Source organism: Devosia rhodophyticola, assembly GCF_028816475.1.
GTDB classification, from domain to species: Bacteria; Pseudomonadota; Alphaproteobacteria; order Rhizobiales; family Devosiaceae; genus Devosia; species Devosia rhodophyticola.
In genome coordinates this window covers 794,927-816,729 of sequence record NZ_CP118247.1, presented here as the reverse complement: position 1 = coordinate 816,729, position 21,803 = coordinate 794,927, and the positions used below count along the sequence as shown (strand labels likewise).

The window sequence follows — 21,803 nt, the reverse complement described above, 5'->3', positions numbered from 1 at the left end:
TGCGCAACAAAATACCGTGCCTGCGTCAACCCGCCGCATCCATGCTTGGCGAACACTAAAGCGTGAGCTATAGTTCGCGTCGTCCACACTAGCCTGGGAGGCGCTCAATGACTGAATGCATCAACGCCAACCATCTCGGGTTCAAAATGCTTACCGCGCACCGAAGCTAACGCTTCTGCCCGGCATTTTACTGGCTGCAGACCAGCCACGGACATTTTCACCAACCTGAACTGATGTGCCACCTCAAGGGACAAATGCGTCCCTGAAACCGGCTCATCGTCATCAAAAACAAGAGGCCGGCCGCGTTTGCGCGCGCCCGGAACACCTATGAGCTATGATACGCTTACGCAGGCGAGCACGCCGCTGCGCCCGCAAAACCTGATCGCCGACGAAGTCATGCGACTTGGCCTGCTGCCGGTTCTGGCCGCAGCATTGCGCGCTTGGTGGCGGCGTCCGCGCCTACCGCCGGACCTGCCACAGCATTTGCGTGAGGATCTCGGCCTGCCGCCACCCAACGTGAATCGGCACTGGACCGAAGTGGGTTTCGCGACCGTGGATTTTGACCGCTATACCTGAGGGTTCAATCCATCACGCATTCTGATCCCCGCCCCAGCCAGGGGCGGGGGAGCTTTTGCCGCGCCACCACCGTGCCGTGGTTGTCACTCCGTCAGCGATCCGCTAGGAACGCCGCAACGATTGCCATTCGACCTCATTCCGCTTGGATTTATCTGCATGACCAACAAGCCCCAAAAGCCCAAGCTTATCGCCCCCCGCCTGCCGCGCGGCTTTGAAGATCGCACCCCCGGCGAAATCGCCGCGGTCGGCACAATGATCGACAAGATCAAGCAGGTTTATGAGCGCTATGGTTTTGATCCGGTCGAAACCCCGCTGTTCGAATATACCGAAACGCTGGGCAAATTCCTGCCCGATACCGACCGCCCCAACGCTGGGGTGTTTTCCCTTCAGGACGATGATGAACAATGGATGAGCCTGCGCTATGATCTGACAGCGCCGCTCGCCCGTCACTTCGCCGAAAATTTTGAAACCCTGCCAAAGCCTTATCGCTCTTATCGGCAAGGCTACGTCTTCCGCAACGAACGCCCTGGCCCCGGCCGCTTCCGCCAGTTCATGCAATTTGACGCCGACACCGTCGGTGCCGCCGGCCCCGAAGCCGACGCCGAAATGTGCATGATGATGGCCGACGTCATGGACGCGCTGGGCCTTGAAGGCAAATATGTGGTGCGGGTGAACAACCGCAAAGTGTTGGACGGTGTGCTGGACGCCGCAGGCGTGACCTCTGACGAGCAAAAGCTGACGGTGCTGCGTGCCATCGACAAGCTGGACAAGTTCGGCCCCGAAGGCGTGAAACTCCTCCTTGGTGCCGGTCGCAAAGACAGTAGCGGCGATTTCACCAAGGGTGCCGAGCTTGGCGAACAACAGATCAGTGAACTCGGGCGGCTTATCGAATTTGGTCGCTGGTTCGATTTCACCGCTGGGCCTGACGGCAAATCCGCTCAGTCGGCCCCTGTGGGACTTGATGGCGAACTGACGTTCTTCGAGGCCATGCAAGAAAATTTTGGGCAGGGCGCTCTGGCCGCGGGGGGTATTGCCGAACTCGCCGCTATGCAAGCCCTTTTCGACGCCGCTGGCTATGGCCCCGACCGCATCAAGATCGACCCCTCTGTCGTCCGTGGCCTTGAATATTACACCGGCCCGGTCTTCGAAATCGAACTGACCTTCCCCGTCACCAACGAAAAAGGCCAGCAGGTTGTCTTCGGCTCGGTCGGTGGTGGCGGTCGCTATGATGGTCTGGTGTCGCGCTTCCGCCGCGAGCCTGTCCCCGCTACTGGTTTTTCCATCGGCGTTTCGCGCCTGTTCAACGCCTTAAAACTCACCGGCAATGTGCCCGCCACCGAACCGCTTGGCCCGGTTGTCGTTCTGGTCATGGATAAGGACCAAATTCCGGGTTACCAGAAAATGGTCTCAGAACTGCGCGCCGCTGGCATTCGCGCTGAAATGTTCCTCGGCAATTCAAAAAATTTCGGCAAGCAGATCGCCTATGCCGACAAACGCAACTCACCTGCCGTCATCATCGAGGGCACCCAGGAGCGCGAGCAAAATATCGTCCAGATCAAGGATCTGATCGCCGGTAAGCAAGCTGCCGCCGCCATTTCCGATAATGCCGAATGGAAGGCCACGCGCCCCGGCCAGTTCGAATGTGGCCGCGCCGAAATCGTCGCCAAAATCAAAGAACTTCTGGCTGCCTATCAATGAGCAGCCCCGCCGCGCGCCGCGCCCAACTCGAAGCTTTGGTTGAGGCGCAGTCCGCCACGCGCGCCAACCCGCCGCTGCTCTTGCCTGCCGATCCCTATTTTGACCTCGCGGGTGAGGAATTTGGCCGTCGCCTGATGCTGACCACCGCAACCACCGGCCAGGAATATTGCCTGCGTCCCGAATATACCCTGCCCATCGTGACCGACTACATTGCCAACGGCGTCGGCCAGCCCGCCGCCTTCTCCTATTTCGGCCCGATTTTCCGCCAGCGTCAGGATGGTCCTGCCGAATTTGAACAGGCCGGGCTTGAATTGCTGGCCCAGCCCGATGGCGATATTGCCTTGCATCAGGTGCTGACCTTTGCCCGTGCGGCGTTGGATCTTTATGCCGTTTCTGCCCCCGCCATTCGGCTCGGTGGCGTTGGCCTGTTCGAAACGCTTCTGGCCCAACTCGATATGCCCGACCCATGGCGCCCGCGCATTCGCCAGCGCTTTGGTCACACCGAGGCGCTCGAGCGCCTGTTGACCCGTCTTGCCGTCGCGCCCACGCTCGAACGCAGTCCCCAACCTGCCCGCGAAGCGCTATTGACCGAAATCACCGAGCAGATGGTCGATGCCGGTCTCAGCCTTTCGGAGGGACGCACCCCCGACGAAATCGCCTCCCGCTATCTCGAACAGCAGGCCCTTGATGCCGAACTTGTCCCCGCCGCGACGCTGGCGTTGTTGCGTGACTATCTTGCCATCAGCGGCCCCGCCCTGCAGGCTTTGACCCGTATCGAGCAATTGGCGTTGCGCCATGGGCTCGATCTGGCAGCGCCCCTGCGCGCCCTGCGCCGTCACCTCGATGAGTTGGGTACTGTCGCCGATGTCAGCTTTGACGGCAGCTTTTCGCCCCGGCTCGATTATTATACGGGCGTCGTTTTCGAAGTGGTCGGGCAGGACGGACAGGCCCTTGTTTCGGGCGGCCAATATGACCGCCTGCTCGAACGCCTTGGCGCCGCCGCCCCTATCGCCGCCTCGGGTTGCGCTGTCTGGGTGGATCGCCTCGAAGCGGAGTGTGTTCGATGAGCGAATTGACCCTGGCCGTTCCCTCAAAAGGCCGCCTTGAAGAATTGACCCGCGATTGGTTCGCCCAAAACGGCCTGACCATTACCCGCCCCGGCGGCCCGCGCTCCTATCTTGGTGCGCTCGAAGGCCACCCCAACGTCACCGTGCGGTTCTTTCCCGCTGGCGAAATCGCCCGCGAACTTATTCGCGGCAATATCGATCTGGGCGTCACCGGCACAGACCTGATCCACGAGACCGCCGAAACCGGACCGCAATCGGTCGCCTTCGCCAAACCATTGGGTTTTGGCAATGCTGACGTAGTGGTAGCCGTCCCCGCGCCATGGATCGACGTTACCCACATGCATGATCTGGCCGATGTTGCGTCCGATTTCCGCTCTCGCCATGGCCGCTGGCTGCGCGTCGCCACCAAATACATCACCATTACCCGCCAGCATTTCGCCCGTGCGGGGATCGCAGAATATCGCATTGTCGAAAGCCTTGGTGCCACCGAAGCAGCGCCTGCCTCCGGCGTTGCCGATATTATCGTCGACATCACTTCGACCGGCTCAACCCTGACCGCCAACGCCCTGCGCGTGCTTGAAGATGGTGTGATGCTGAAAAGCCAGGCCAATCTGATCGTTTCGCGCACCGCCAATTGGACGCCAGAACGTCGACGCCGACTTGAGGCTTTGCTGCATCAACTCAACGCCAGCATCGCTCTCTAACGGCGCGCCGTGAACGCAAATCGTTGTGCCATCGCCAGATTGGTGGCCATGCCCGCAACGCTGCCCATGGCGACCGCCAGCAATGGAAAGCCGCCGTTGCTGGGCAGTTGCAGCATCATCGCCCCATAGACCAGCCAATTGACCAGACTGCCGGGGATCATGGCAGCAAAATAGCGCGTAAATTCTCGCCCCATACCATCCGCTTCTGCCGCGCAATCGGCAAAGGCAAAATTGCGGTTGATCAGCCACGTCGTTAAAACCGCGAAGGCAAAGGAAACAACCCGCGCCCAAAATGGCCCGATAGCATCCACAATAGCCATCAGCACCGAGGCATCCATGAAGAAGCCAGCGATTCCAGCAATTCCAAAGGGCAGGATGCGTTTCAAACTATTTATCCTTCAGTTCAGGACTGCTAATCGGTATCGCCAGATAACTCAGACGCTTGGCTTCGGCCCGGCCAGTCACCACACTATCCAGAATGACCGCCACGGCGCCAGACACCAGCGCGGCCATCATCGTCAACCCGGCAAATATCGCTGTCGGCAGGCGCGGCACTAGTCCGGTCTGCCAATATTCGACAAATACCGGTGCGGCCATCAGCAGCGCAGCAATAGCCGCCCCCAACGAAAACGCAAGGTAAAGTTGACGTGGTCGCTCGCGCACGTAAAGTCGTACAATCGATTTAAGGATTGATAGCCCGTCGCGCACCGTTCCCAGTTTGCTTTCGGATCCCTCGACCCGCGAACGATAGTCGGTTGCTACCTCCGCACAGGGCGCCCGCAGTTCGAGCGCATGGATGGTCAACTCTGTTTCAATCTCAAATCCCTTGGAAAGCGCCGGGAACGATTTGACGAAGCGTCGCGACATTATCCGATATCCCGAGAGCATATCGGTAAAACCGTTGCCGAACACGTGCCGAACCATGCCGGTCAAAAGCCGATTGCCAAAAGCATGACCCGGCCGATATTCGGCCCCATCGCCCACCGGCACACGGGTGCCCACCACCATGTCGAGCCCGCGCGAAAGGAGCAAATCCACCATTTCCCCGCTCCGTGCGGCGTCGTAGGTATGGTCGCCGTCGGCCATCACATAGATATCGGCTTCAACGTCGGCAAACATCCGCCGCACGACATTGCCCTTGCCGCGGTGGTTGACGTGGTGGACCGCCGCGCCTGCCGCGCGTGCCTTGTCCGCGGTTCCATCAGTCGAATTATTGTCAAAAATATAGATCCGCGCGCCCGGAAGGGCGTGCTGGAAACTATCCACCACCTCGCCGATCACCAGTGCTTCATTATAGCAGGGAATGATAACGGCGACGCGATTGCCGCTCTTAAGTTGTGCAGTCACAGTGCCATCCATTTGCAGCGCATTGGACACAGGTATAATCAGAAAGAGTTGGAAAAGGGTAACGGACCGCCCCGAGGTCTTGTGGGCCGGGGGTGCCAATGCTGGATCCGATGATTTTGCTGGCGCTGGCCGGTGTCGGCATGCTGGCCGGTTTTATTGATGCCATCGCCGGTGGCGGCGGCATGATTGCGCTGCCTGCCTTGCTCGCCACTGGTATTCCACCCGTTGCCGCTCTTGCCACCAACAAGATGCAATCGGTCTTTGGCACCGGCATGGCCGCCTTTACCTATTGGCGGCGCGGCTTTGTTCAACTCAAATCCCTGCTGCCAGCCATTGTCCTGACTTATGCCGGTAGCCTGTGTGGCGCTCTGGTCGTCAAGCAGGCCGATACCAGTCTTTTGGACATCGCTGTGCCGGTCGCGTTGATCGCCATTGCGCTCTATTTCCTCTTCGCGCCAAATCTTTCCGATGCCGACAAGGCGGCCCGGCTCGGCTTTGCCCGCTTCGTGCCGGTCCTCGGTTTCATCATCGGGTTTTACGACGGCATTTTTGGCCCCGGCACCGGTTCGTTTTTTACCATCGGCTTTGTCACCCTGTTCGGCCTCGGTCTCACCCGCGCTGCCGGCAATACCAAAGTATTGAATTTGACGTCGAACCTTGCCGCGCTCACCATTTTCATTCCCGCTGGGGACGTCGTCTGGCCCGCCGCCATCGCCATGGCCGCAGGTCAATTGCTGGGTGGCTATCTTGGTGCCCACACCGGCATCCGTTTCGGCGCCCGCCTCATTCGCCCACTGGTCGTCGTCGTTTCGATTATCCTGGCACTAAAACTGCTGTTCTGGCGCTGATTAGGACGCCGTCGAAAACCGACCGCCACAATTCGCTATGCGACGGATCGGAAAAACACGATTTCCGGATCGTTCTTGTCCAAATTCTCTATATAGCCGCTGGTACAAAACCCGGCTTTGAGAAGCAATTGCTGCATCGGTCGGTTCGACAAATTGGTTGAGCTGAACAGTTTGGGCCCAATGCACATGGTCTTGAAATGTTCAACGAGTGCCAGACCAAACCCACGCCGCCGAAAACGTTCGGCTACCATCAGCATCTCGATAAAACCATTGTCGAAAAAATGGTCGGTAAGAACGCCATAGGCGGCCACAGTGTCGTCGCACGCGATCAGATGGCATGAGCCATCCGAGATCCACCTGCCGATATTCGCGATGCGCTCGCTATCCTTGGCCGCCAGATTATCTATTCCGGTGATCGCATCTTGGTCATCGTGGGTCGCCACACGAATGATAAACGATGGATCATCAACTCGTTCGACCATGCGCCGGCACTCCTAGTCCAATCCCGCCGCGGTTCTAAGGGCAGCGTTGATCCGATCCTGCCAGCCGGGGCCATCATCCTGAAAATGCTCCAGAACCGCCCGGTCCAGCCGCAGGGAAACCTGTTCCTTGCCCTCGGGTGCCCGGTTGACCTTTGGCGCCTCTGGGGCCGGGCCGCTGGTTGCCGTCTTGAACGCTGCCTCGGCGCGATCCAGCGCATTGGTTGGGCGTCGCGTTGGTGTTTTCATGGCTTTGTCCTCGTGCTTTGGGACAATGGCTTGCCACTACCCACGGCGCGACACAACAAAAAAGGCGCAGTGTTTCCACTGCGCCTCCTGCAAAGTTCGTGACTGGGAAGTAACGAGACTTCGTAGCTTCTGGATGGGCTGGATTAGAAATCCATACCGCCCATTCCGCCCATACCGCCCATGCCGCCGCCGCCAGGCATAGCTGGAGCAGCTTCCTTGGGGACCTCGGCAACCATGGCTTCGGTGGTGATCAGGAGCGACGCAACCGATGCGGCGTCCTGCAGGGCGGTGCGAACCACCTTGACCGGATCCACGATGCCCATGGCAATCATGTCGCCATATTCGCCGGTCGCGGCGTTGTAGCCGAAATCGAGCGAAGAGTTTTCAAGGATCTTGCCAACAACCACGGAGCCTTCGTCGCCCGCATTATTAACGATCTGGCGAACTGGTTCCTGCAAAGCGCGGCGAACGATATTGATGCCGGCCTGCTGGTCAGAGTTGGCGCCCTTGGCTTTAAGGTCGGACGAAGCACGCAACAGGGCTGTGCCGCCGCCAGGTACGATGCCTTCTTCAACAGCGGCGCGGGTAGCATTGAGCGCGTCATCAACGCGATCTTTGCGTTCCTTGACTTCGATTTCAGTCGAACCGCCGACCTTGATCACAGCAACGCCACCGGCCAGCTTGGCCAGACGTTCCTGCAGCTTTTCCTTGTCGTAGTCCGAAGTGGTTTCTTCGATCTGCGCCTTGATCTGGTTCACGCGGCCAGAAATGTCATCCTTGGTGCCAGCACCATCAACGATGGTGGTGTTTTCCTTGGTGATTTCAACGCGCTTGGCGGTACCCAGCATGTCGATAGTGACATTCTCAAGCTTGATGCCGAGATCTTCCGAGATAACCTGACCACCGGTCAGGATCGCGATGTCTTCCAGCATTGCCTTGCGGCGATCGCCAAAGCCAGGTGCCTTGACGGCAGCAACCTTGAGGCCGCCACGCAGACGGTTGACAACCAGCGTTGCCAAGGCTTCGCCTTCAATGTCCTCGGCAATGATCAAAAGCGGACGCTGGCTCTGAACAACCGATTCAAGGATTGGCAGGATAGCCTGAAGGTTCGACAGCTTCTTTTCGTGCAGAAGGATCAGCGGCTCATCAAGAACAGCGGTCATCTTCTCGGCATTGGTCACGAAGTAAGGTGACAGGTAGCCGCGGTCGAACTGCATGCCTTCAACGACATCAAGTTCGGTTTCGGCGGTCTTGGCTTCTTCGACGGTGATAACACCTTCGTTGCCGACCTTCTGCATGGCTTCCGAGATCATTTCACCGATCGAGGCTTCGCCATTGGCCGAAATGGTGCCAACCTGAGCAACCTCGGACGACGAGGTGATCTTCTTGGCGCGGGCCTTGAGGTTTTCGACAACTTCGAGCACGGCCAGATCAATGCCGCGCTTGACGTCCATTGGGTTCATGCCGGCAGCAACGGCCTTGACGCCTTCATTGACAATCGACTGACCCAGAAGGGTTGCGGTGGTGGTGCCATCGCCAGCTGTGTCATTGGTCTTGGAAGCAACAGCGCGCAGCATCTGGGCGCCCATGTTTTCGAACTTGTCTTCCAGTTCGATTTCCTTGGCAACGGTCACGCCGTCCTTGGTGATACGTGGAGCACCGAAGGACTTTTCGATAACAACATTACGACCTTTTGGACCAAGGGTTACCTTGACCGCATTGGCCAGAATGTTGACGCCGCGCAACATCTTGTCGCGAGCATCGGTGGAGAACTTTACTTCTTTAGCAGCCATGTGAGGCGCTCCTTAATAATGAAGGGAAATCGTCGGGTGGGGCGAAAGCCTTAGCCTTCGATCACGCCCATGATGTCGCTTTCTTTCATGATCAACAGGTCTTCGCCGTCGACCTTGACTTCGGTGCCGCTCCACTTGCCGAACAGCACGCGGTCGCCAGCCTTGACGTCTGGGGCGACAGTCTTGCCATTGTCATCACGGGCACCGGGGCCAACTGAAACGATAACGCCTTCGCTGGGCTTTTCCTTGGCGGTATCGGGGATGATGATCCCGCCTTTGGTTTTTTCTTCGCCATCAAGGCGACGGACGACCACGCGGTCGTGCAGGGGACGGAAGCTCATGTTTGCTCCTATGAGAAACTGTATGAAACGCAAATCTGACGCTTGTTGGCACTCGTTGAATGAGAGTGCTAACAGCTGAACGGGGATATAGGCGAGGCCCTCGTGAGCGTCAAGGTCGGCACTGACGTAGATTTTTCATTTTATGCCTTGCGGCAACCAAAACCCGCGCGAATGGTTCTTCCCCCAAGACCCATAACCAGCACTGGCAAAAATTCATGACCGAGAAATGTCAGCCCAAAGACATCAAGATCAGGCCAGCGACCGGTCGCGTTCGCGTCATTTTCGATGATGCTGAAATCGTCAGTACCATCCATGCGCTTGAAGTGGATGAGCCCGGTGCGCCGGTGCGGCTCTATATTCCGCGCGATGAAGTACGCCCGGACATTCTGGAGACATCCGATACTACGAGCCACAGCCCCTATATGGGCGACGCGGCATATTTTACCCTGAAAACCTTGACCGCGACCGCCGAGGATGCCGTCTGGTACTACCCCGATCCAGGCCCGTCGGCGCAAGCGATCCGCGATCATCTTGTCTTTTGGGGCGACAAGATAAAATTCGAGCGCGACGATGCCTGATCAGGCAACGCGGCTGAGTTCAGCCCAACTTTGACGCTTGCGATAGATTGTTGAGGGGCTGATCTCAAGCGCCGCCGCCGCCAGCGAAATATTGCCACCGAACTGAGCGACCGCATTTTCGATAATACGTTGCTCCTGCTGCCACATCGGCAGGATACAGCTTTGTTCGGGCATCATTGCTGGCCCCGGGCGAGTTCGGTCGATGCTGCCCCTCAATGTCGGCTGCCTTGGCCATGCTGGCCGAAATTTCGCCACCATCAAACATCACCACAAGTCGCCGCACCAGATTTTGCAACTGGCGCACATTGCCTGGCCATTCGCCCGATATCAGCCAATTGGCGGCCTCCGGGCTGAACCCGGAAAAATTCTTGCGCTCTTCCTGGCCGTAACGCCCCAGAAAGTGCCGCGCCAGAACCAGAATGTCGGTCGGTCGTTGGCGTAGAGGCGGCAAATGGATCGGCAGCACATGCAGGCGATAAAACAGGTCTTCGCGGAATTTCTTCTCGCTGATTAACTGCATCGGGTTGCGATTGGTGGCGCAGACAAGTCGCACATCCACCTGCCGAACGCCCGCTTCGCCGACCCGGCTCAAGGTGCCCGTCTGCAAAAACCGCAATAACTTTGTCTGCAGCGACAGGTCCATTTCCCCGATCTCGTCAAGAAATAGAGTGCCACCATCGGCCAGTTCCGCCGCGCCCTTGCGATCTTCGTGTGCGCCGGTAAAAGCCCCCGCGCCACGCCAAACAATTCGCTCTCCATTAGATCGCGCGGTATGGCCGCACAATTGATGGCAATGATCGGGCCGCCGGCCCTTGGTCCCTTGTTGTGCAGCGCCTCGGCGCAAACGTCTTTGCCGGTGCCGCTCTCCCCAGTGATAAACACCGGCGCGGCCGACGCCGCAATGCGCTCGATCTGCTCATAGACAAACTGCATGGCGCTCGACGAACCGATAAATCCGGCAAAATCAGCAACCCCGATCTGCGGCGTCGCCTCAACCGATAGCGTCCGGCATTTGCCATGCCGCTCGGCCATCTCCCCGATCCGCGCGGCCAACGCCGCGCCATTGAGCGGCTTGACCGCATAATCATGGGCGCCCGCCCGCATGGCCGCCACGGCCCCTGAAACCGATGCCCCGTCCGAAAGGGCCAGAACCAGTGCGCCGTTGGCCAGCTTGACCAGCCGTCCCACCACGTCTTCAGTGCGCGCGCTGATATCGCCCAGACTTGCCAGATCGGCCAACACAATATCGAACTGCTCGGCCCGAAGGCTGGCCAACGCCTGCTTTCCACTGCTGACCGCCACGATTACCGGCGCGCCAGACAGGCACTCGGTCAGGCTGGCCACCAGCAATTGAGCGCTGTCCGCATTGCCTTCGATCAGCAACAGGGCACCACCTCTGGCAGCATCGGCTTGGTTCAGCTTCGGCATGGAGCCCAGTCCTTGTTCGTCGTATTTCAATTTCGGCCAAGGTTCGATGTGGGCGCACCGCCCGCTTGGTTTCCCGATTGTTGACGAACAGAGTAAATAATCCGTTCCGCTTTTGCCTTGAGCTCGATGAAAACAATACTGCATAGCGGCCACAGTCCGCTTTTGCGCTCTTAACCATGATGCTAAGAGAAGTAACCGAATCTTCGGCAATGGAGCCCGAGACCGCTCGTGCAGTCACTGGTTTATGTTTTTATCGCGCTGGCTGCCCTCGGTTTGGGGGCCACTGGCTATTACGGGTTGACCCTGACCCCGCTGGAATCATTTCTGGTTGCGGTCATGTTCGCCTGCGTCGCGGTGGTTCTGGTGGAACGCCAACTGCGCCAGCGCGCCGAGAACCGGCTCGAACGCGCCATTGAGGACTTGTCGCGGCTGCTTTCGACCGACGCCCAGGCCGGTGCCGTCCTCGGACAGCGGATCAATGCCATGGCCGATATTGATGCTGGCCCGCGCCTCGAAGGCGTGGAAGCCGACATTTCGGTTCTTGGCACCGTCATTCGGCAGGTGGCCGAAGCTGTCTCGGAAATCGAGGATCGCGGCAAAACGACATCTTCCGAACCCGAGCGTCCCGCACCTGTTGCCCCCGCCATCGAAGCGCCGGTTCGCGAACCCGAGCCCAGGATATCACTGGCCCAATTGCGCCAGTCGCTGACTGAAAATCGTCTGATTTTCCACGTCCTGCAAACCGTAAAACTACCTCAGCGCCGCGCTTTTGGTCACGATCTCGTTCCGCGCCTGATGCTTGAAGACGGCGATTTGGCCGATCAGATCGACTTCATGCCGCGTCGAGGCGGTGAGGATGTGGTTCGTCAGATCGAACAACTGGCCCTGATGGAAGCGGTTACCATTGCCCGGCGCGCCCGCACAAATGGCCAGGCATCCAATCTGTTTATCCCATTGTCTCGGGCCACTCTGAGCGATGCCAATGGCGCAGAGCAACTTCTCGCAACGCTTGAAGCCAACCGTGCCGTTTGCGGCGGTCTGGTATTTTTGATCGCGGATTCAGATTGGGGCCATCTGAACAGCGTCGAGCGCGCAGTTATTGCTGCCATGGTCAAAAAGGGCATTGGCTTCTCGCTGTCCAAAACCCGATCGTTGCGCAATGATGTTGCCGAATTGGCCGCCCGGTCGGTGCGCTCGCTGCGGGTCGATGCTGCCCAGTTCATCTCATCGCCCGAGACACTGACTGATTTTCATCCCTCCGATATTGCCGATTATCTCGGCCGGTTCGGGATCGAGCTTCTGGCAACCAATGTGACGCGCGAAGCCCAGATACTTGAGTTGCTTGAAGACGGAATTGTTCTGGCGCAGGGCACCCACATTGCAAGTGCCGGTCCAATCCGCCCGGATCTTGGCGTCGACCGTGTTCCGTCGGCCATGATGCCGCGCCGCGCCGAAATGTAGGCTTGGTTGTCCGCATTGACCCGCACTTTGGTCTAGTCGACGTTCTTATGACTTGATTATTCTGCAAAAACTGCCAAATCCACGGCAGCCCCTCCAGACCTCAGGTTTTCATGCCCTCCACCCAGCTTTCCAATCTCGCCCATCTCGCCCCATCCTATGACGCGTTGCTTTGCGATGTATGGGGCGTCATCCACAACGGCATCAAGGCCTTTCCAGCCGCCGTCGAAGCGCTGGTCAACTATCGCGCCCAGGGCGGTGTCGTGGTGCTGATCACCAATGCGCCCGTTCCTTCCCAACCCATTATCGAGATGCTGGATCGGTTGGGCGTGCCGCGCACCGCTTGGGATGCCATCGTGTCGTCGGGTGATGCGACGCGCGCTTTACTGGCGCCATACAAGGGCCGGATCATTCATCATGTCGGCCCCCAAACCAACGATGATGCCCTCTATGAAGGTCTGGGTCTCGTGCGCGGGCAAGCCGCCGAAGCCGAAGTGGTGGTGGTAACCGATCTTGACCACGACGATGAGGAACCAGAGGTCTACGCCCCGCGTGTTGCCCAGTGGCTAGAACGCAACCTGCCCATGATCTGCGCCAACCCCGACAAGGTTGTCGAGCATGGCGACCAGCTGATTTATTGCGGCGGCGCCCTTGGCGATTATTACGCTGAACGGGGCGGTACAGTGCAAATGGCAGGAAAGCCCTTTGCCCCCATTTATGACGAAGCCTTTCGATTGGCCGAGGTGGCCGCGGGTCGAAAACTCGAAAAGCCCCGCATTCTGGGGGTTGGCGACAGTGTGCGGACCGACGCAACCGGCGCGGCCGGTTTTGGCATTGATCTGCTGTTTGTCTCTGGCTCGATCCATGCCGCCGAAATTGATGCTTTCGCCAATCCTGATGCCGCCGTCATCGAGGCGTTGGTGGCGCCCAGCGGCGCCCGTCTGGCTGGCTTTTTGCCACGCCTTGTCTGGTAGGGTTGCAATATGCGTTGCGTCGATGCACCTTGCGCCCCGCCTGCGCGCCAGCAGAGGACCTAGCCCCGCGTGACCGACTTTATCCGCCTGTCAAATCTTGATGCAGTCCCCGACGCCATGCGCGGCGCTATGGTGGCTATCGGCAATTTCGATGGCTTTCATCGCGGCCATCAGCACGTCATGGAAACGCTCAAGACGCGCGCTGCCGAACAGGGCGTGCCCGCCATTGTCCTGACCTTCGAGCCGCATCCGCGCGATGTCTTTGCGCCCGAACCCTTCATGTTCCGCCTGACCGATGGCGACGCCAAGGCCCGACTGGCCAAGGCGCTGGGGCTCGATGGCATTGTTGTCATGACGTTTGACCGCGATTTTTCCCAGATCGAGGCCGAAGATTTTGTCTCACGTTTTCTCGTCAAGGCGCTGGCAGTGTCGGGCGTCATCGTCGGCTCCGATTTCCATTTCGGTCGTGGCCGTCGCGGCACCCCGATTTCCTCAAGGCTTCGGGCATCGCCGAAGGCTTTGGTGTTGAAACGCTCGATCTGATCGGGGAGGGGGTCGATATCATTTCTTCCTCGCTGATCCGCGCCGCGCTGGGGGAGGGGATGTCGACAGGGCCAATCAACTGCTCGGCTATCGCTGGTTCATTGATGGGGTGGTGATTGAGGGTGATCGCCGTGGTCGCGAGCTGGGCTATCCCACGGCCAATCTGTGCACGCCGCCCGGCTTTCATCTGGCTCAGGGCGTTTATGCCGTGCGCGCCATGCTCGGTGATCGGCGCTTCAATGGTGTTGCCGCCTATGGCAAACCAATGTTCAACAATCAACTACCGCCGTTTGAAACGCACCTGTTCGATTTTTCCGAGGATATTTACGGTAAAACCCTGTCTGTTGCCCTGGTAGGCCATATTCGCGGACAGGAGGTCTTTTCAGGATTGCCCGATCTGATTGCCGCCATGGACCGCGATAGCGCCGCTGCAAAAACAATACTGACCACAGCACTTCCGATCAGCGGGCTCGATGCCCATATCGGTTTTTTCGCAGACTGAAAGAAATCCAATGAGCAAAATCATACTTGTCACCGGCACCTCAACGGGGCTGGGAATAGACATTGCTGTGCAACTGGCCGAAATCGGCCACACCGTCTATGCCACCATGCGCAATCTGGACAAGCGCGGCGCGCTTGACGCAGCCGCCAAAGCCGCCAATGTATCGCTCAATGTTTTAAAGCTGGACGTACAAAAACGCGAAAGCGTCAGCGATGCCGTTGCCAGGATCATCGCCGTCGAAGGACGCATAGATGTCCTGATCAATAATGCCGGTGCCGGTTTTGTCCGGACCACCGAACAGGCAAGCGAAGACGAAATCAACTGGGTCATGGACGTCAATTTCCACGGCGTTGTGCGCGCCACAAAGGCTGTTCTGCCCCATATGCGCGCCGCCCGCAGCGGCCATATCATCAACATCACTTCGGTCGGAGGCCTCGTCGGCCAGCCGTTCAACGAATTGTACTGCGCTGCCAAATTTGCCGTCGAAGGCTATACTGAGGCGCTAGCCAGTTATGTGACGCCTTCCTTCGGCATCAATTTTACCGCCGTCGAACCCGGTGGCATCCGCACCGAATTTGCAAATAATGTCATGGCTGGTGTCGCGGCGACCGGCGGCATGCTCGACGATGAGTACAAGCCTATCCTCGAAAAATACATAGGTGGCAGCAGCACCCGCCAAGGGGCTTCCGATGCCTATCAGGATTCGCACGAATGCGCCGCCGTCGTCACTGGCGTTGTTGCCAATCCCAATCCGCCTGTACGCATCCGCACCTCTGCCTGGGCCGAGGAACTGACCAGCCTCAAGACCAGCACCGATCCCGACGGCAAAAAGCTTCAGGCACTGGTGATCGAGCGCTTCCTGAACTGACCAAAAAACTGCGGGTCCAAAACCTTTGCTCCTTGGGCCCGCCCTTGCTACAAGGCGGCCACAACAATTCCTCGATTGATTGCCCGCAATGACCGACACCAATTCCGCCCCTACCGAAACCGATTATTCGGCCACGCTTTTCCTGCCGCAAACTGAATTTCCCATGCGCGCCGGATTACCCAAGCGCGAGCCCGACTGGCTCGCCCGGTGGGAGGAAATGGATATTTACGCCATGCAGCGCGAACAGGCCAGGGATCGGCCAAAGTTCACCCTGCACGATGGCCCTCCCTACGCCAACGGCAACATTCATATCGGTCACGCGCTCAACAAGACCGTCAAGGATCTTGTGTCCCGCTCCATGCAGATGATGGGCTATAATTCGGCCTATGTGCCGGGCTGGGATTGCCATGGCCTGCCGATTGAATGGAAAATCGAAGAGCAATATCGCGCCAAGGGTCGCGACAAAAACGAAGTCCCTGTCAATGAATTCCGTCAGGAATGCCGCACCTTTGCGACCAAATGGGTCGATGTGCAGCGCGAGGAATTCAAGCGCCTCGGCGTGCTCGGCGATTGGGAAAATCCCTATCTGACCATGAGTTTTGATGCCGAAGCCACCATCGCCAACGAGCTGATGAAAGTCGCCACCTCCGGCCAACTCTATCGCGGCTCCAAACCCGTCATGTGGTCCGTCGTCGAACGCACCGCCCTCGCCGAAGCCGAAATCGAATATGCCGACTACCAAAGTGACACCATCTGGGTGAAGTTTCCGGTGTCAGAACTGGATACTAGCCAAATCGCCAATGCCCATTCGTCAAAATTCGCCCGCTCGAAGCCCCTCCAAGTAGATAGCGGGATAGAACGGGATACCGCCAAGACCGAGGAACTTGAAAGTTATCTTTCGGCGCTCGGGAGCGCAGTGCTCGTCATTTGGACCACCACACCTTGGACCATTCCTGCCAATCGTGCGATTTCGTTCTCGTCAAAAATTGCTTATGGGCTTTACGAAATAATTGAAGCGACAAACGATTTCGGACCGCAACCGGGCGAAAAGCTCATATTCGCTGACAAGCTGGTGGATGAATGCGCTGCTAAAGCTAAGGTGCAATTCAAAAGGCTTTTCGACGTTTCTGCCCACGATTTTGGCTCCCTAACCCTCAATCATCCGTTGCGTGGGCTCGCTGGAGGCTATGACTTTGACGTCCCGCTTCTCGATGGCGAGCACGTCACCGACGATGCCGGTACTGGCTTTGTCCACACCGCCCCCGGCCATGGTTTGGATGACTTTGGCATCTGGATGGATTCCGCTCGTCTGTTGGGCGAGCGTGGCATCGACACCAAAATCCCCTATGTCGTCGACGACGCTGGGTTTTACACCAGCGACGCTCCCGGCCTCGAGGGCGCGCGCGTCATAGATGACTCGGGCAAGACTGGCGACGCCAACCAGCGAGTCATAGCGGCGTTGATCGAACGCAATGCTCTTTTTACCCGTGGCCGCGTCAAACACTCCTATCCCCATTCATGGCGCTCCAAAAAGCCGGTGATCTTCCGCAACACCCCGCAATGGTTCGTCTATATGGATCGCGACATTGCCGGAAAAGCGGGTGACACCCTGCGCTCCCGCGCGCTCAACGCCATCGACGCCACCCGCTTTGTCCCCGGTGCCGGTCAAAACCGTCTCCGCGCCATGATCGCTGACCGCCCCGATTGGGTCCTCAGCCGCCAGCGCGCCTGGGGCGTGCCCATCTCGGTCTTTGTCAAAAAACACAGCAACGAAATTCTTGTTGATGAAGTGGTCAATCACCGCATCGTCGACGCCTTTGCCGCCGAAGGGGCCGACGCCTGGTTCGCCGATGGCGCCAAGGAGCGCTTCCTGAAAGACCGGCATAATCCGGACGATTACGATATGGTCCGCGACATTCTCGATGTCTGGTTCGATAGCGGCTCGACACACGCTTTCGTCCTCGAAAACAGGCAGAAATGGCCCGACCTCAAATGGCCCGCTTCGCTTTATCTCGAAGGCTCGGACCAGCATCGCGGCTGGTTCCATTCTTCGCTTCTTGAAGGGTGCGCCACCCGTGGCCGCGCGCCCTATGACGCTGTGCTCACCCATGGTTTTACTATGGACGGCAACGGCAAGAAAATGAGCAAATCGCTGGGCAATACCGTTGCCCCGCAGGACATCATCAAGCAGTACGGCGCCGATATCCTGCGACTCTGGGTGGCCTCGACCGATTATTGGGAAGACCAGCGCCTGGGCAAGGAAGCCATCCAGACCACGGTCGATAATTATCGCAAGCTGCGCAACACGCTGCGCTGGCTGTTGGGCAATATTGCCCATTACGATCCTGCTGACGCTGTCGACTTTGCCGATATGCCCGAACTCGAACGCCTGATGCTGCATCGACTGGCTCAACTCGATGTCCAGGTGCGCCAGGCTTACAATGATTTCGACTATAAAAAGATCGTCTCGCTGATCTCCAATTTCATGAACATCGAGCTATCGGCCTTTTATTTCGACATCCGCAAGGACGCGCTCTATTGCGATCCGATCTCCTCGACCCGTCGCCGCGCTGGCCTGACAGTGCTCAATCACCTGTTTGATTGCCTGACGGCTTGGCTCGCGCCCATTCTGGTCTTCACGATGGAAGAGGTATGGCTCGAGCGCCACCCGGGCAAGGATTCGTCGGTGCATTTGCGTTTGTTCCCCGACGTGCCAAAAACTTGGCTCAACCCCGATCTGGCCGCCAAATGGGCCAAAATCCGCACAGTGCGCCGCGTTGTCACCGGCGCGCTTGAAATCGAACGCCGCGAAAAGCGCATTGGCTCCTCGCTTGAAGCCGCCCCCAAAGTCTATGTCGCCGATCCCGATCTTCTGGCCGCCATTGATGGGCATGATTTTGCCGATATCGCCATCACCTCGGCCATTGAGATCATTGCAGGGCAGGGCCCGGAAAACGCCTTCCGGCTCGACGACATTGCTGAGGTCGCGGTTGTCCCCGCCATGGCCCCGGGCACCCGCTGTGCCCGCTCGTGGAAAGTGCTGCCCGAAGTAGGCTCGGACCCCGACTATCCAGATGTCACCCCGCGCGACGCTCAGGCGTTGCGCGAACGCGCCGCTGCCGGTCTCTAGCCATGGGCGTTCCAATATTGGCATCTCTCCCTTCACCTCCCCGCCTGCGGGGAGGGCTGAAGGGGGAGGAACGGGCAATGACGCTAAAATCGCTTTCAGCCATTTACGTCTCGCTCGTCGCCGCCATTCTGGCGTTTGGCTTCGACCGGGCGCAAAAGGCCTATCATATTGCCGCCGACTGCATTGCGCCGGGGCAATCGGTCTGCGTCACTCCGTTTTCGGGCTATGTGCCGTTTTCGATGACCGGCTGGCGCGGCGGCGAAATCACCCACGTCACCAGCTTTTTTGATTACGTGCTGACCTGGAATACCGGCATTTCCTATGGCCTGCTGGATGGTCTGCCGGTCTGGGCATTGGGCCTTGTTATGGCCATCGCCATTGTGGCTTTGGCATTTTGGTGGTTCAAGGCCGATAGCGAACTGATCCGCGTCGGATTGGCACTCTGCATCGGCGGCGCGCTCTCCAATGCGCTGGATCGCTATCTTTATGGTGCAGTCGCTGATTTTTTCTATTTCCATATTGGCGGGCAGGGGTTCTATATCTTTAACCTTGCCGATGTGGCGATCACCTTTGGCGTCATTCTGTTGATTCTCGACCTGCTGGGCGTGGGTCGCCCCCGTGCCGCAAAGACCTGAAAATATGTGTCGTATGGGGCACGCTTGTTGGGGCAAATCCCGGTCGAACACTTTACTGCCAGAATCTGGTCTTAGGCGCGACAATGCGCTATAAGCGCCGCCGATAGCTTTGAAGGACGTTTCATGCGCAATGGATTGACCGGGCAGATTGCTCTTTCGGCCGGAACCCGGACAGGCCGTGTGGCCTTTGGCCTGTTGGTGCTGGTGGCCCTTGCCGGTTGCACGACGGTTGAAGGCACCAATGCGCTCTCCGATCCCGGAACCTTTGAGCGCGAGGTGATCACTTCGACCGCTCAGGGCGTTGGCTTGATCCCGAAAGGCCCGCCCAAGGAAGAGCCGACCACGCCCCGCGCGCCTCTGGCGCTGCCGCGCAGTACTGCCAGCCTTCCCACCCCAACCACTTCGATTGCCAACCAGTTGCCGGTGGATAGCGATAGCGTCCAGATTGATACGTCCAATCTGACCGAGGCTGATCTGTCGCGCCTGCGCAATGCACGCGTCGTCGATTTGCGCTCGCTCTCGGGTCGTCCACTGACCGAAGTTGAATCGCGTGCCCTGACCGCGCGCATGATGGCGGCGAACAAATCGGTCAAGGTCAATGGCAAGCGGCCGCTCTATCTGCCGCCCGATGAATATTTCACCACGGTTGGCGGTCGCGACACGGTCTGCAAGGCTGCCAATGGTGAATTGGTCGCGTTGAGCGATCCAAAGTGCCCGCTCGATGTTCGTCAGGCACTTGGACGTGCGACGCCAAACAGCGATGGTCTCATCGGCTCCGACGTCAACAATGTTCTGGGCCGTAACGACAACGGCAACTAAGCCTTCACTTTTCCGCTCCGCCGCATTTGGCGGAGCTTTTCCTCCCCGCGCCGCCCATTTGGGTCCCGCATGTTATGAAGGCTCAAATTCATGAGTGAAACTCCCGCCACCGGTGACCGTCTGGCCAAGGTCATTGCCCGTTCGGGCCTCTGTTCACGTCGCGATGCCGAAACCTGGATCACGGCTGGGCGCGTCGAGGTCAATGGCAAAAAGGTCATGACCCCCGCATTCAACGTTACCGATCGCGACAAGGTTATGGTCGACGGGGCCCCGCTCGCTGCCCGTCAGGGCACGCGCGTCTGGCTCTATCACAAGCCTGCAGGGCTGGTTGTCACCGAAAAAGACCCCGAAGGCCGCTCGACGATTTTTGAGGCTTTGGCCAGCCATGGCCTGCCCCGCGTCGTCACAGTTGGCCGTCTCGATATCAATACCGAAGGCCTTTTGCTGCTCACCAATGATGGTGGGCTCAAACGCGTGCTCGAATTGCCTGCCACCGGTTGGCTTCGCCGTTACCGCGTTCGCGCCCATGGCGCCGTCACTCAGGCAGCGCTCGATGGTCTGGCCAATGGCATTGAGATCGAAGGTATCCGCTATGGGGCCATCGAAGCCAAACTCGAACGCGAGCAGGGGGCCAATGTCTGGCTGACCATGGCGCTGCGTGAAGGCAAGAACCGCGAAGTCAAGAATGTCCTTGGTGCATTGGGTCTTGAGGTCAATCGGCTGATCCGCGTCAGCTATGGTCCGTTCCAACTGGGCGATATTCCCATCGGCGGGATTGAAACCGTTAAGGCCCGCATGCTACGCGAACAGCTTGGCAAACGCCTCGCTGAAGAAGCCGATGTGGATTTCGACAGCGAAATGCCCGGCAAGGAAGAATTGGTTGGTAAACCCACCCGCGACCGTCTGACAGGGCGCGGCACCAATACAGTCGAAATCGCAAAACAGCGTTTTCGCTTTACCGATAGTGCGGAAAAGACCGAGCGCGAAATTCGTGAGGAAAAGCCGCGCCAGGATCGTCCGGGCCGCTTTGGCGCCACCCGCTCCGCCCCACCGGTCAAGCGGTTCGATGATCGCGATCTGGGCGAAACCGGACCCCCACGCAAAATCATCTTTGATGATGGCCGCGAAGAAGATTTTGTCGAAAAAACCTATGGCAAGAAGCCTGGCCGAGGCGATGCTGGCGACAAACCATCCGGCAAGGGCGGTCCGCGCGCCGATGGTCCGCGCAAATCGTTTGACGACAAGCCGCGCGGCCCCCGCCGCGACGATGCCGGCGGCGATCGCCCCAAACGCTCATTTGCCGACAAGCCAAAGCGCGATTTTGGTGACCGTCCGCAGCGACGCCCTGATGGCGAACGCCCCCAGCGTCGCCCCGATGCCGAGCGCCCAGCCCGCGCCTTCGCGCCCCGCACTCGCCCCGACAATGAACGCACCCAGTCACCCCATCCGGTGACCGGTCGTCCGGGCCGTAATTTTTCTGAAAAACCCCGCAGCTTCCGTCCCGATGGCGACCGCCCGGCGCGCCCGGCAAACCGTCGGCCAGAAGGGGAACGCCAGCGTCCCGGCCGCGACGAATTGGGCTCGGTCGGCAAGACTTATGGCAAGCCCAGAACCCGCCCTGACGGCAAGCCTCAGCCCAAGCGCGATGGTGCCGCCCCTGCGCGTGGCCCACGTCCCGGTGGGCGCTCTGGCGGCCGCCCGGCACCCGGTGGTCGGCCCGGTGGCGGTCGTCCCTCTGGTGGTCCGCGCAAGCCGCGCGGCTAGCC

At 58.9% G+C, this 21,803-nt stretch carries 23 protein-coding genes and 1 pseudogene; 15 read left to right on the top strand and 9 right to left on the bottom strand.

Going from position 1 to position 21,803, the window contains the following annotated elements; all coding sequences use genetic code 11:
* Positions 1-327 precede the first annotated feature (327 nt).
* The 4 genes from PSQ90_RS03965 to hisG all read left to right on the top strand — a co-directional run bounded on the left by PSQ90_RS03965 (position 328) and on the right by hisG (position 4,045).
* On the top strand, positions 328-576 hold the full coding sequence (locus PSQ90_RS03965; protein WP_282212141.1) for a hypothetical protein: 249 nt from the start codon (positions 328-330) through the stop codon (positions 574-576).
* 156 nt (positions 577-732) lie between these two features.
* Positions 733-2,274, top strand: coding sequence for a histidine--tRNA ligase (hisS, locus tag PSQ90_RS03960; RefSeq protein WP_282212140.1), 1,542 nt, complete (start codon positions 733-735; stop codon positions 2,272-2,274).
* A complete protein-coding gene (locus tag PSQ90_RS03955) occupies positions 2,271-3,341 on the top strand; it encodes an ATP phosphoribosyltransferase regulatory subunit (protein ID WP_282212139.1) in 1,071 nt (356 codons plus the stop codon). Before hisS ends, PSQ90_RS03955 begins: the two co-directional genes overlap by 4 nt.
* Positions 3,338-4,045, top strand: coding sequence for an ATP phosphoribosyltransferase (gene hisG / locus PSQ90_RS03950; protein WP_282212138.1), 708 nt, complete (start codon positions 3,338-3,340; stop codon positions 4,043-4,045). The genes PSQ90_RS03955 and hisG overlap by 4 nt, the downstream gene beginning before the upstream one ends.
* Here the strand turns inward: hisG and PSQ90_RS03945 are convergent.
* Both PSQ90_RS03945 and PSQ90_RS03940 read right to left on the bottom strand, forming a co-directional pair.
* Positions 4,042-4,431 (bottom strand): GtrA family protein, encoded by a 390-nt coding sequence (locus PSQ90_RS03945; RefSeq protein WP_282212137.1) that lies wholly within the window; start codon positions 4,429-4,431, stop codon positions 4,042-4,044. The genes hisG and PSQ90_RS03945 overlap by 4 nt on opposite strands.
* Before the next feature lies 1 nt (position 4,432).
* The gene (locus tag PSQ90_RS03940; RefSeq protein WP_282212136.1) at positions 4,433-5,392 is read right to left on the bottom strand and encodes a glycosyltransferase family 2 protein; all 960 of its coding nucleotides are present in this window, start codon (positions 5,390-5,392) and stop codon (positions 4,433-4,435) included.
* Between the two features lie 98 nt (positions 5,393-5,490).
* Between PSQ90_RS03940 and PSQ90_RS03935 the strand changes: the two genes are divergently transcribed.
* A complete protein-coding gene (locus tag PSQ90_RS03935; protein WP_282212135.1) occupies positions 5,491-6,240 on the top strand; it encodes a TSUP family transporter in 750 nt (249 codons plus the stop codon).
* Between the two features lie 35 nt (positions 6,241-6,275).
* On the opposite strand, the gene PSQ90_RS03930 is transcribed toward PSQ90_RS03935, so the two are convergent.
* From PSQ90_RS03930 to groES, 4 genes are all read right to left on the bottom strand, one after another.
* Entirely contained in the window at positions 6,276-6,722 is a 447-nt protein-coding gene (locus PSQ90_RS03930; RefSeq protein ID WP_282212134.1) for a GNAT family N-acetyltransferase, read from the bottom strand.
* Positions 6,723-6,734: 12 nt separating this feature from the next.
* Entirely contained in the window at positions 6,735-6,968 is a 234-nt protein-coding gene (locus PSQ90_RS03925; RefSeq protein WP_282212133.1) for a BrnA antitoxin family protein, read from the bottom strand.
* 143 nt (positions 6,969-7,111) lie between these two features.
* Positions 7,112-8,761 (bottom strand): chaperonin GroEL, encoded by a 1,650-nt coding sequence (gene groL, locus PSQ90_RS03920; protein ID WP_282212132.1) that lies wholly within the window; start codon positions 8,759-8,761, stop codon positions 7,112-7,114.
* A 50-nt stretch (positions 8,762-8,811) separates the two neighbouring features.
* A complete protein-coding gene (gene groES / locus PSQ90_RS03915) occupies positions 8,812-9,102 on the bottom strand; it encodes a co-chaperone GroES (protein WP_282212131.1) in 291 nt (96 codons plus the stop codon).
* A 215-nt stretch (positions 9,103-9,317) separates the two neighbouring features.
* Between groES and PSQ90_RS03910 the strand changes: the two genes are divergently transcribed.
* Positions 9,318-9,680: a DUF427 domain-containing protein gene (locus PSQ90_RS03910; RefSeq protein WP_282212130.1), complete on the top strand. Its 363-nt coding sequence runs from the start codon at positions 9,318-9,320 to the stop codon at positions 9,678-9,680.
* Here PSQ90_RS03910 and PSQ90_RS03905 read toward each other — a convergent pair whose 3' ends face one another.
* From PSQ90_RS03905 to PSQ90_RS03900, 3 genes and pseudogenes are all read right to left on the bottom strand, one after another.
* The gene (locus PSQ90_RS03905; RefSeq protein WP_456077454.1) at positions 9,681-9,803 is read right to left on the bottom strand and encodes a helix-turn-helix domain-containing protein; all 123 of its coding nucleotides are present in this window, start codon (positions 9,801-9,803) and stop codon (positions 9,681-9,683) included.
* Positions 9,745-10,200, bottom strand: coding sequence for an AAA-type ATPase lid domain-containing protein (locus PSQ90_RS17190; protein ID WP_456077453.1), 456 nt, complete (start codon positions 10,198-10,200; stop codon positions 9,745-9,747). Before PSQ90_RS17190 ends, PSQ90_RS03905 begins: the two co-directional genes overlap by 59 nt.
* Positions 10,180-11,108, bottom strand: a pseudogene (locus PSQ90_RS03900) (sigma-54-dependent transcriptional regulator); the annotation flags it as partial. The gene PSQ90_RS17190 and the pseudogene PSQ90_RS03900, both read right to left, overlap by 21 nt.
* Before the next feature lie 228 nt (positions 11,109-11,336).
* On the opposite strand from PSQ90_RS03900, the gene PSQ90_RS03895 reads away from it, so the two are divergent.
* The 9 genes from PSQ90_RS03895 (at position 11,337) to PSQ90_RS03855 (ending at position 21,801) form a co-directional block, all read left to right on the top strand.
* Positions 11,337-12,569, top strand: coding sequence for an EAL domain-containing protein (locus tag PSQ90_RS03895; RefSeq protein ID WP_282212128.1), 1,233 nt, complete (start codon positions 11,337-11,339; stop codon positions 12,567-12,569).
* Between the two features lie 110 nt (positions 12,570-12,679).
* Complete coding sequence (locus tag PSQ90_RS03890) at positions 12,680-13,540, top strand: TIGR01459 family HAD-type hydrolase (protein ID WP_282212127.1); 861 nt, start codon at positions 12,680-12,682, stop codon at positions 13,538-13,540.
* 69 nt (positions 13,541-13,609) lie between these two features.
* Positions 13,610-14,083, top strand: coding sequence for a nucleotidyl transferase family protein (locus PSQ90_RS03885; protein ID WP_282212126.1), 474 nt, complete (start codon positions 13,610-13,612; stop codon positions 14,081-14,083).
* Between the two features lie 112 nt (positions 14,084-14,195).
* Positions 14,196-14,585, top strand: coding sequence for a riboflavin kinase (locus tag PSQ90_RS03880; protein ID WP_282212125.1), 390 nt, complete (start codon positions 14,196-14,198; stop codon positions 14,583-14,585).
* 10 nt (positions 14,586-14,595) lie between these two features.
* Positions 14,596-15,453 carry an SDR family oxidoreductase gene (locus tag PSQ90_RS03875; RefSeq protein WP_282212124.1) on the top strand — a complete coding sequence of 286 codons (858 nt, stop codon included), beginning with the start codon at positions 14,596-14,598 and terminating at the stop codon, positions 15,451-15,453.
* An 88-nt stretch (positions 15,454-15,541) separates the two neighbouring features.
* Entirely contained in the window at positions 15,542-18,583 is a 3,042-nt protein-coding gene (ileS, locus tag PSQ90_RS03870; RefSeq protein WP_282212123.1) for an isoleucine--tRNA ligase, read from the top strand.
* A gap of 77 nt (positions 18,584-18,660) precedes the next feature.
* The gene (gene lspA / locus PSQ90_RS03865; RefSeq protein ID WP_282212122.1) at positions 18,661-19,218 is read left to right on the top strand and encodes a signal peptidase II; all 558 of its coding nucleotides are present in this window, start codon (positions 18,661-18,663) and stop codon (positions 19,216-19,218) included.
* Positions 19,219-19,341: 123 nt separating this feature from the next.
* On the top strand, positions 19,342-20,037 hold the full coding sequence (locus PSQ90_RS03860; protein WP_282212121.1) for a hypothetical protein: 696 nt from the start codon (positions 19,342-19,344) through the stop codon (positions 20,035-20,037).
* Between the two features lie 90 nt (positions 20,038-20,127).
* Positions 20,128-21,801, top strand: a complete 1,674-nt coding sequence (locus PSQ90_RS03855; protein ID WP_282212120.1) for a pseudouridine synthase — start codon at positions 20,128-20,130, stop codon at positions 21,799-21,801.
* Positions 21,802-21,803: the final 2 nt, after the last annotated feature.

Coding starts and splice junctions, on each gene's coding strand:
- PSQ90_RS03890 (WP_282212127.1), top strand. CDS start 12,680: ATGCCCTCCACCCAGCTTTCCAATCTCGCCCATCTCGCCCCATCCTAT.
- PSQ90_RS03855 (WP_282212120.1), top strand. CDS start 20,128: ATGAGTGAAACTCCCGCCACCGGTGACCGTCTGGCCAAGGTCATTGCC.
- groES (WP_282212131.1), bottom strand. CDS start 9,102: ATGAGCTTCCGTCCCCTGCACGACCGCGTGGTCGTCCGTCGCCTTGAT.
- PSQ90_RS03930 (WP_282212134.1), bottom strand. CDS start 6,722: ATGGTCGAACGAGTTGATGATCCATCGTTTATCATTCGTGTGGCGACC.
- hisS (WP_282212140.1), top strand. CDS start 733: ATGACCAACAAGCCCCAAAAGCCCAAGCTTATCGCCCCCCGCCTGCCG.
- PSQ90_RS03935 (WP_282212135.1), top strand. CDS start 5,491: ATGCTGGATCCGATGATTTTGCTGGCGCTGGCCGGTGTCGGCATGCTG.
- PSQ90_RS03860 (WP_282212121.1), top strand. CDS start 19,342: ATGCGCAATGGATTGACCGGGCAGATTGCTCTTTCGGCCGGAACCCGG.
- groL (WP_282212132.1), bottom strand. CDS start 8,761: ATGGCTGCTAAAGAAGTAAAGTTCTCCACCGATGCTCGCGACAAGATG.
- PSQ90_RS03925 (WP_282212133.1), bottom strand. CDS start 6,968: ATGAAAACACCAACGCGACGCCCAACCAATGCGCTGGATCGCGCCGAG.
- hisG (WP_282212138.1), top strand. CDS start 3,338: ATGAGCGAATTGACCCTGGCCGTTCCCTCAAAAGGCCGCCTTGAAGAA.
- PSQ90_RS03875 (WP_282212124.1), top strand. CDS start 14,596: ATGAGCAAAATCATACTTGTCACCGGCACCTCAACGGGGCTGGGAATA.
- PSQ90_RS03965 (WP_282212141.1), top strand. CDS start 328: ATGAGCTATGATACGCTTACGCAGGCGAGCACGCCGCTGCGCCCGCAA.
- ileS (WP_282212123.1), top strand. CDS start 15,542: ATGACCGACACCAATTCCGCCCCTACCGAAACCGATTATTCGGCCACG.
- lspA (WP_282212122.1), top strand. CDS start 18,661: ATGACGCTAAAATCGCTTTCAGCCATTTACGTCTCGCTCGTCGCCGCC.
- PSQ90_RS03955 (WP_282212139.1), top strand. CDS start 2,271: ATGAGCAGCCCCGCCGCGCGCCGCGCCCAACTCGAAGCTTTGGTTGAG.
- PSQ90_RS17190 (WP_456077453.1), bottom strand. CDS start 10,200: ATGCAGTTAATCAGCGAGAAGAAATTCCGCGAAGACCTGTTTTATCGC.
- PSQ90_RS03910 (WP_282212130.1), top strand. CDS start 9,318: ATGACCGAGAAATGTCAGCCCAAAGACATCAAGATCAGGCCAGCGACC.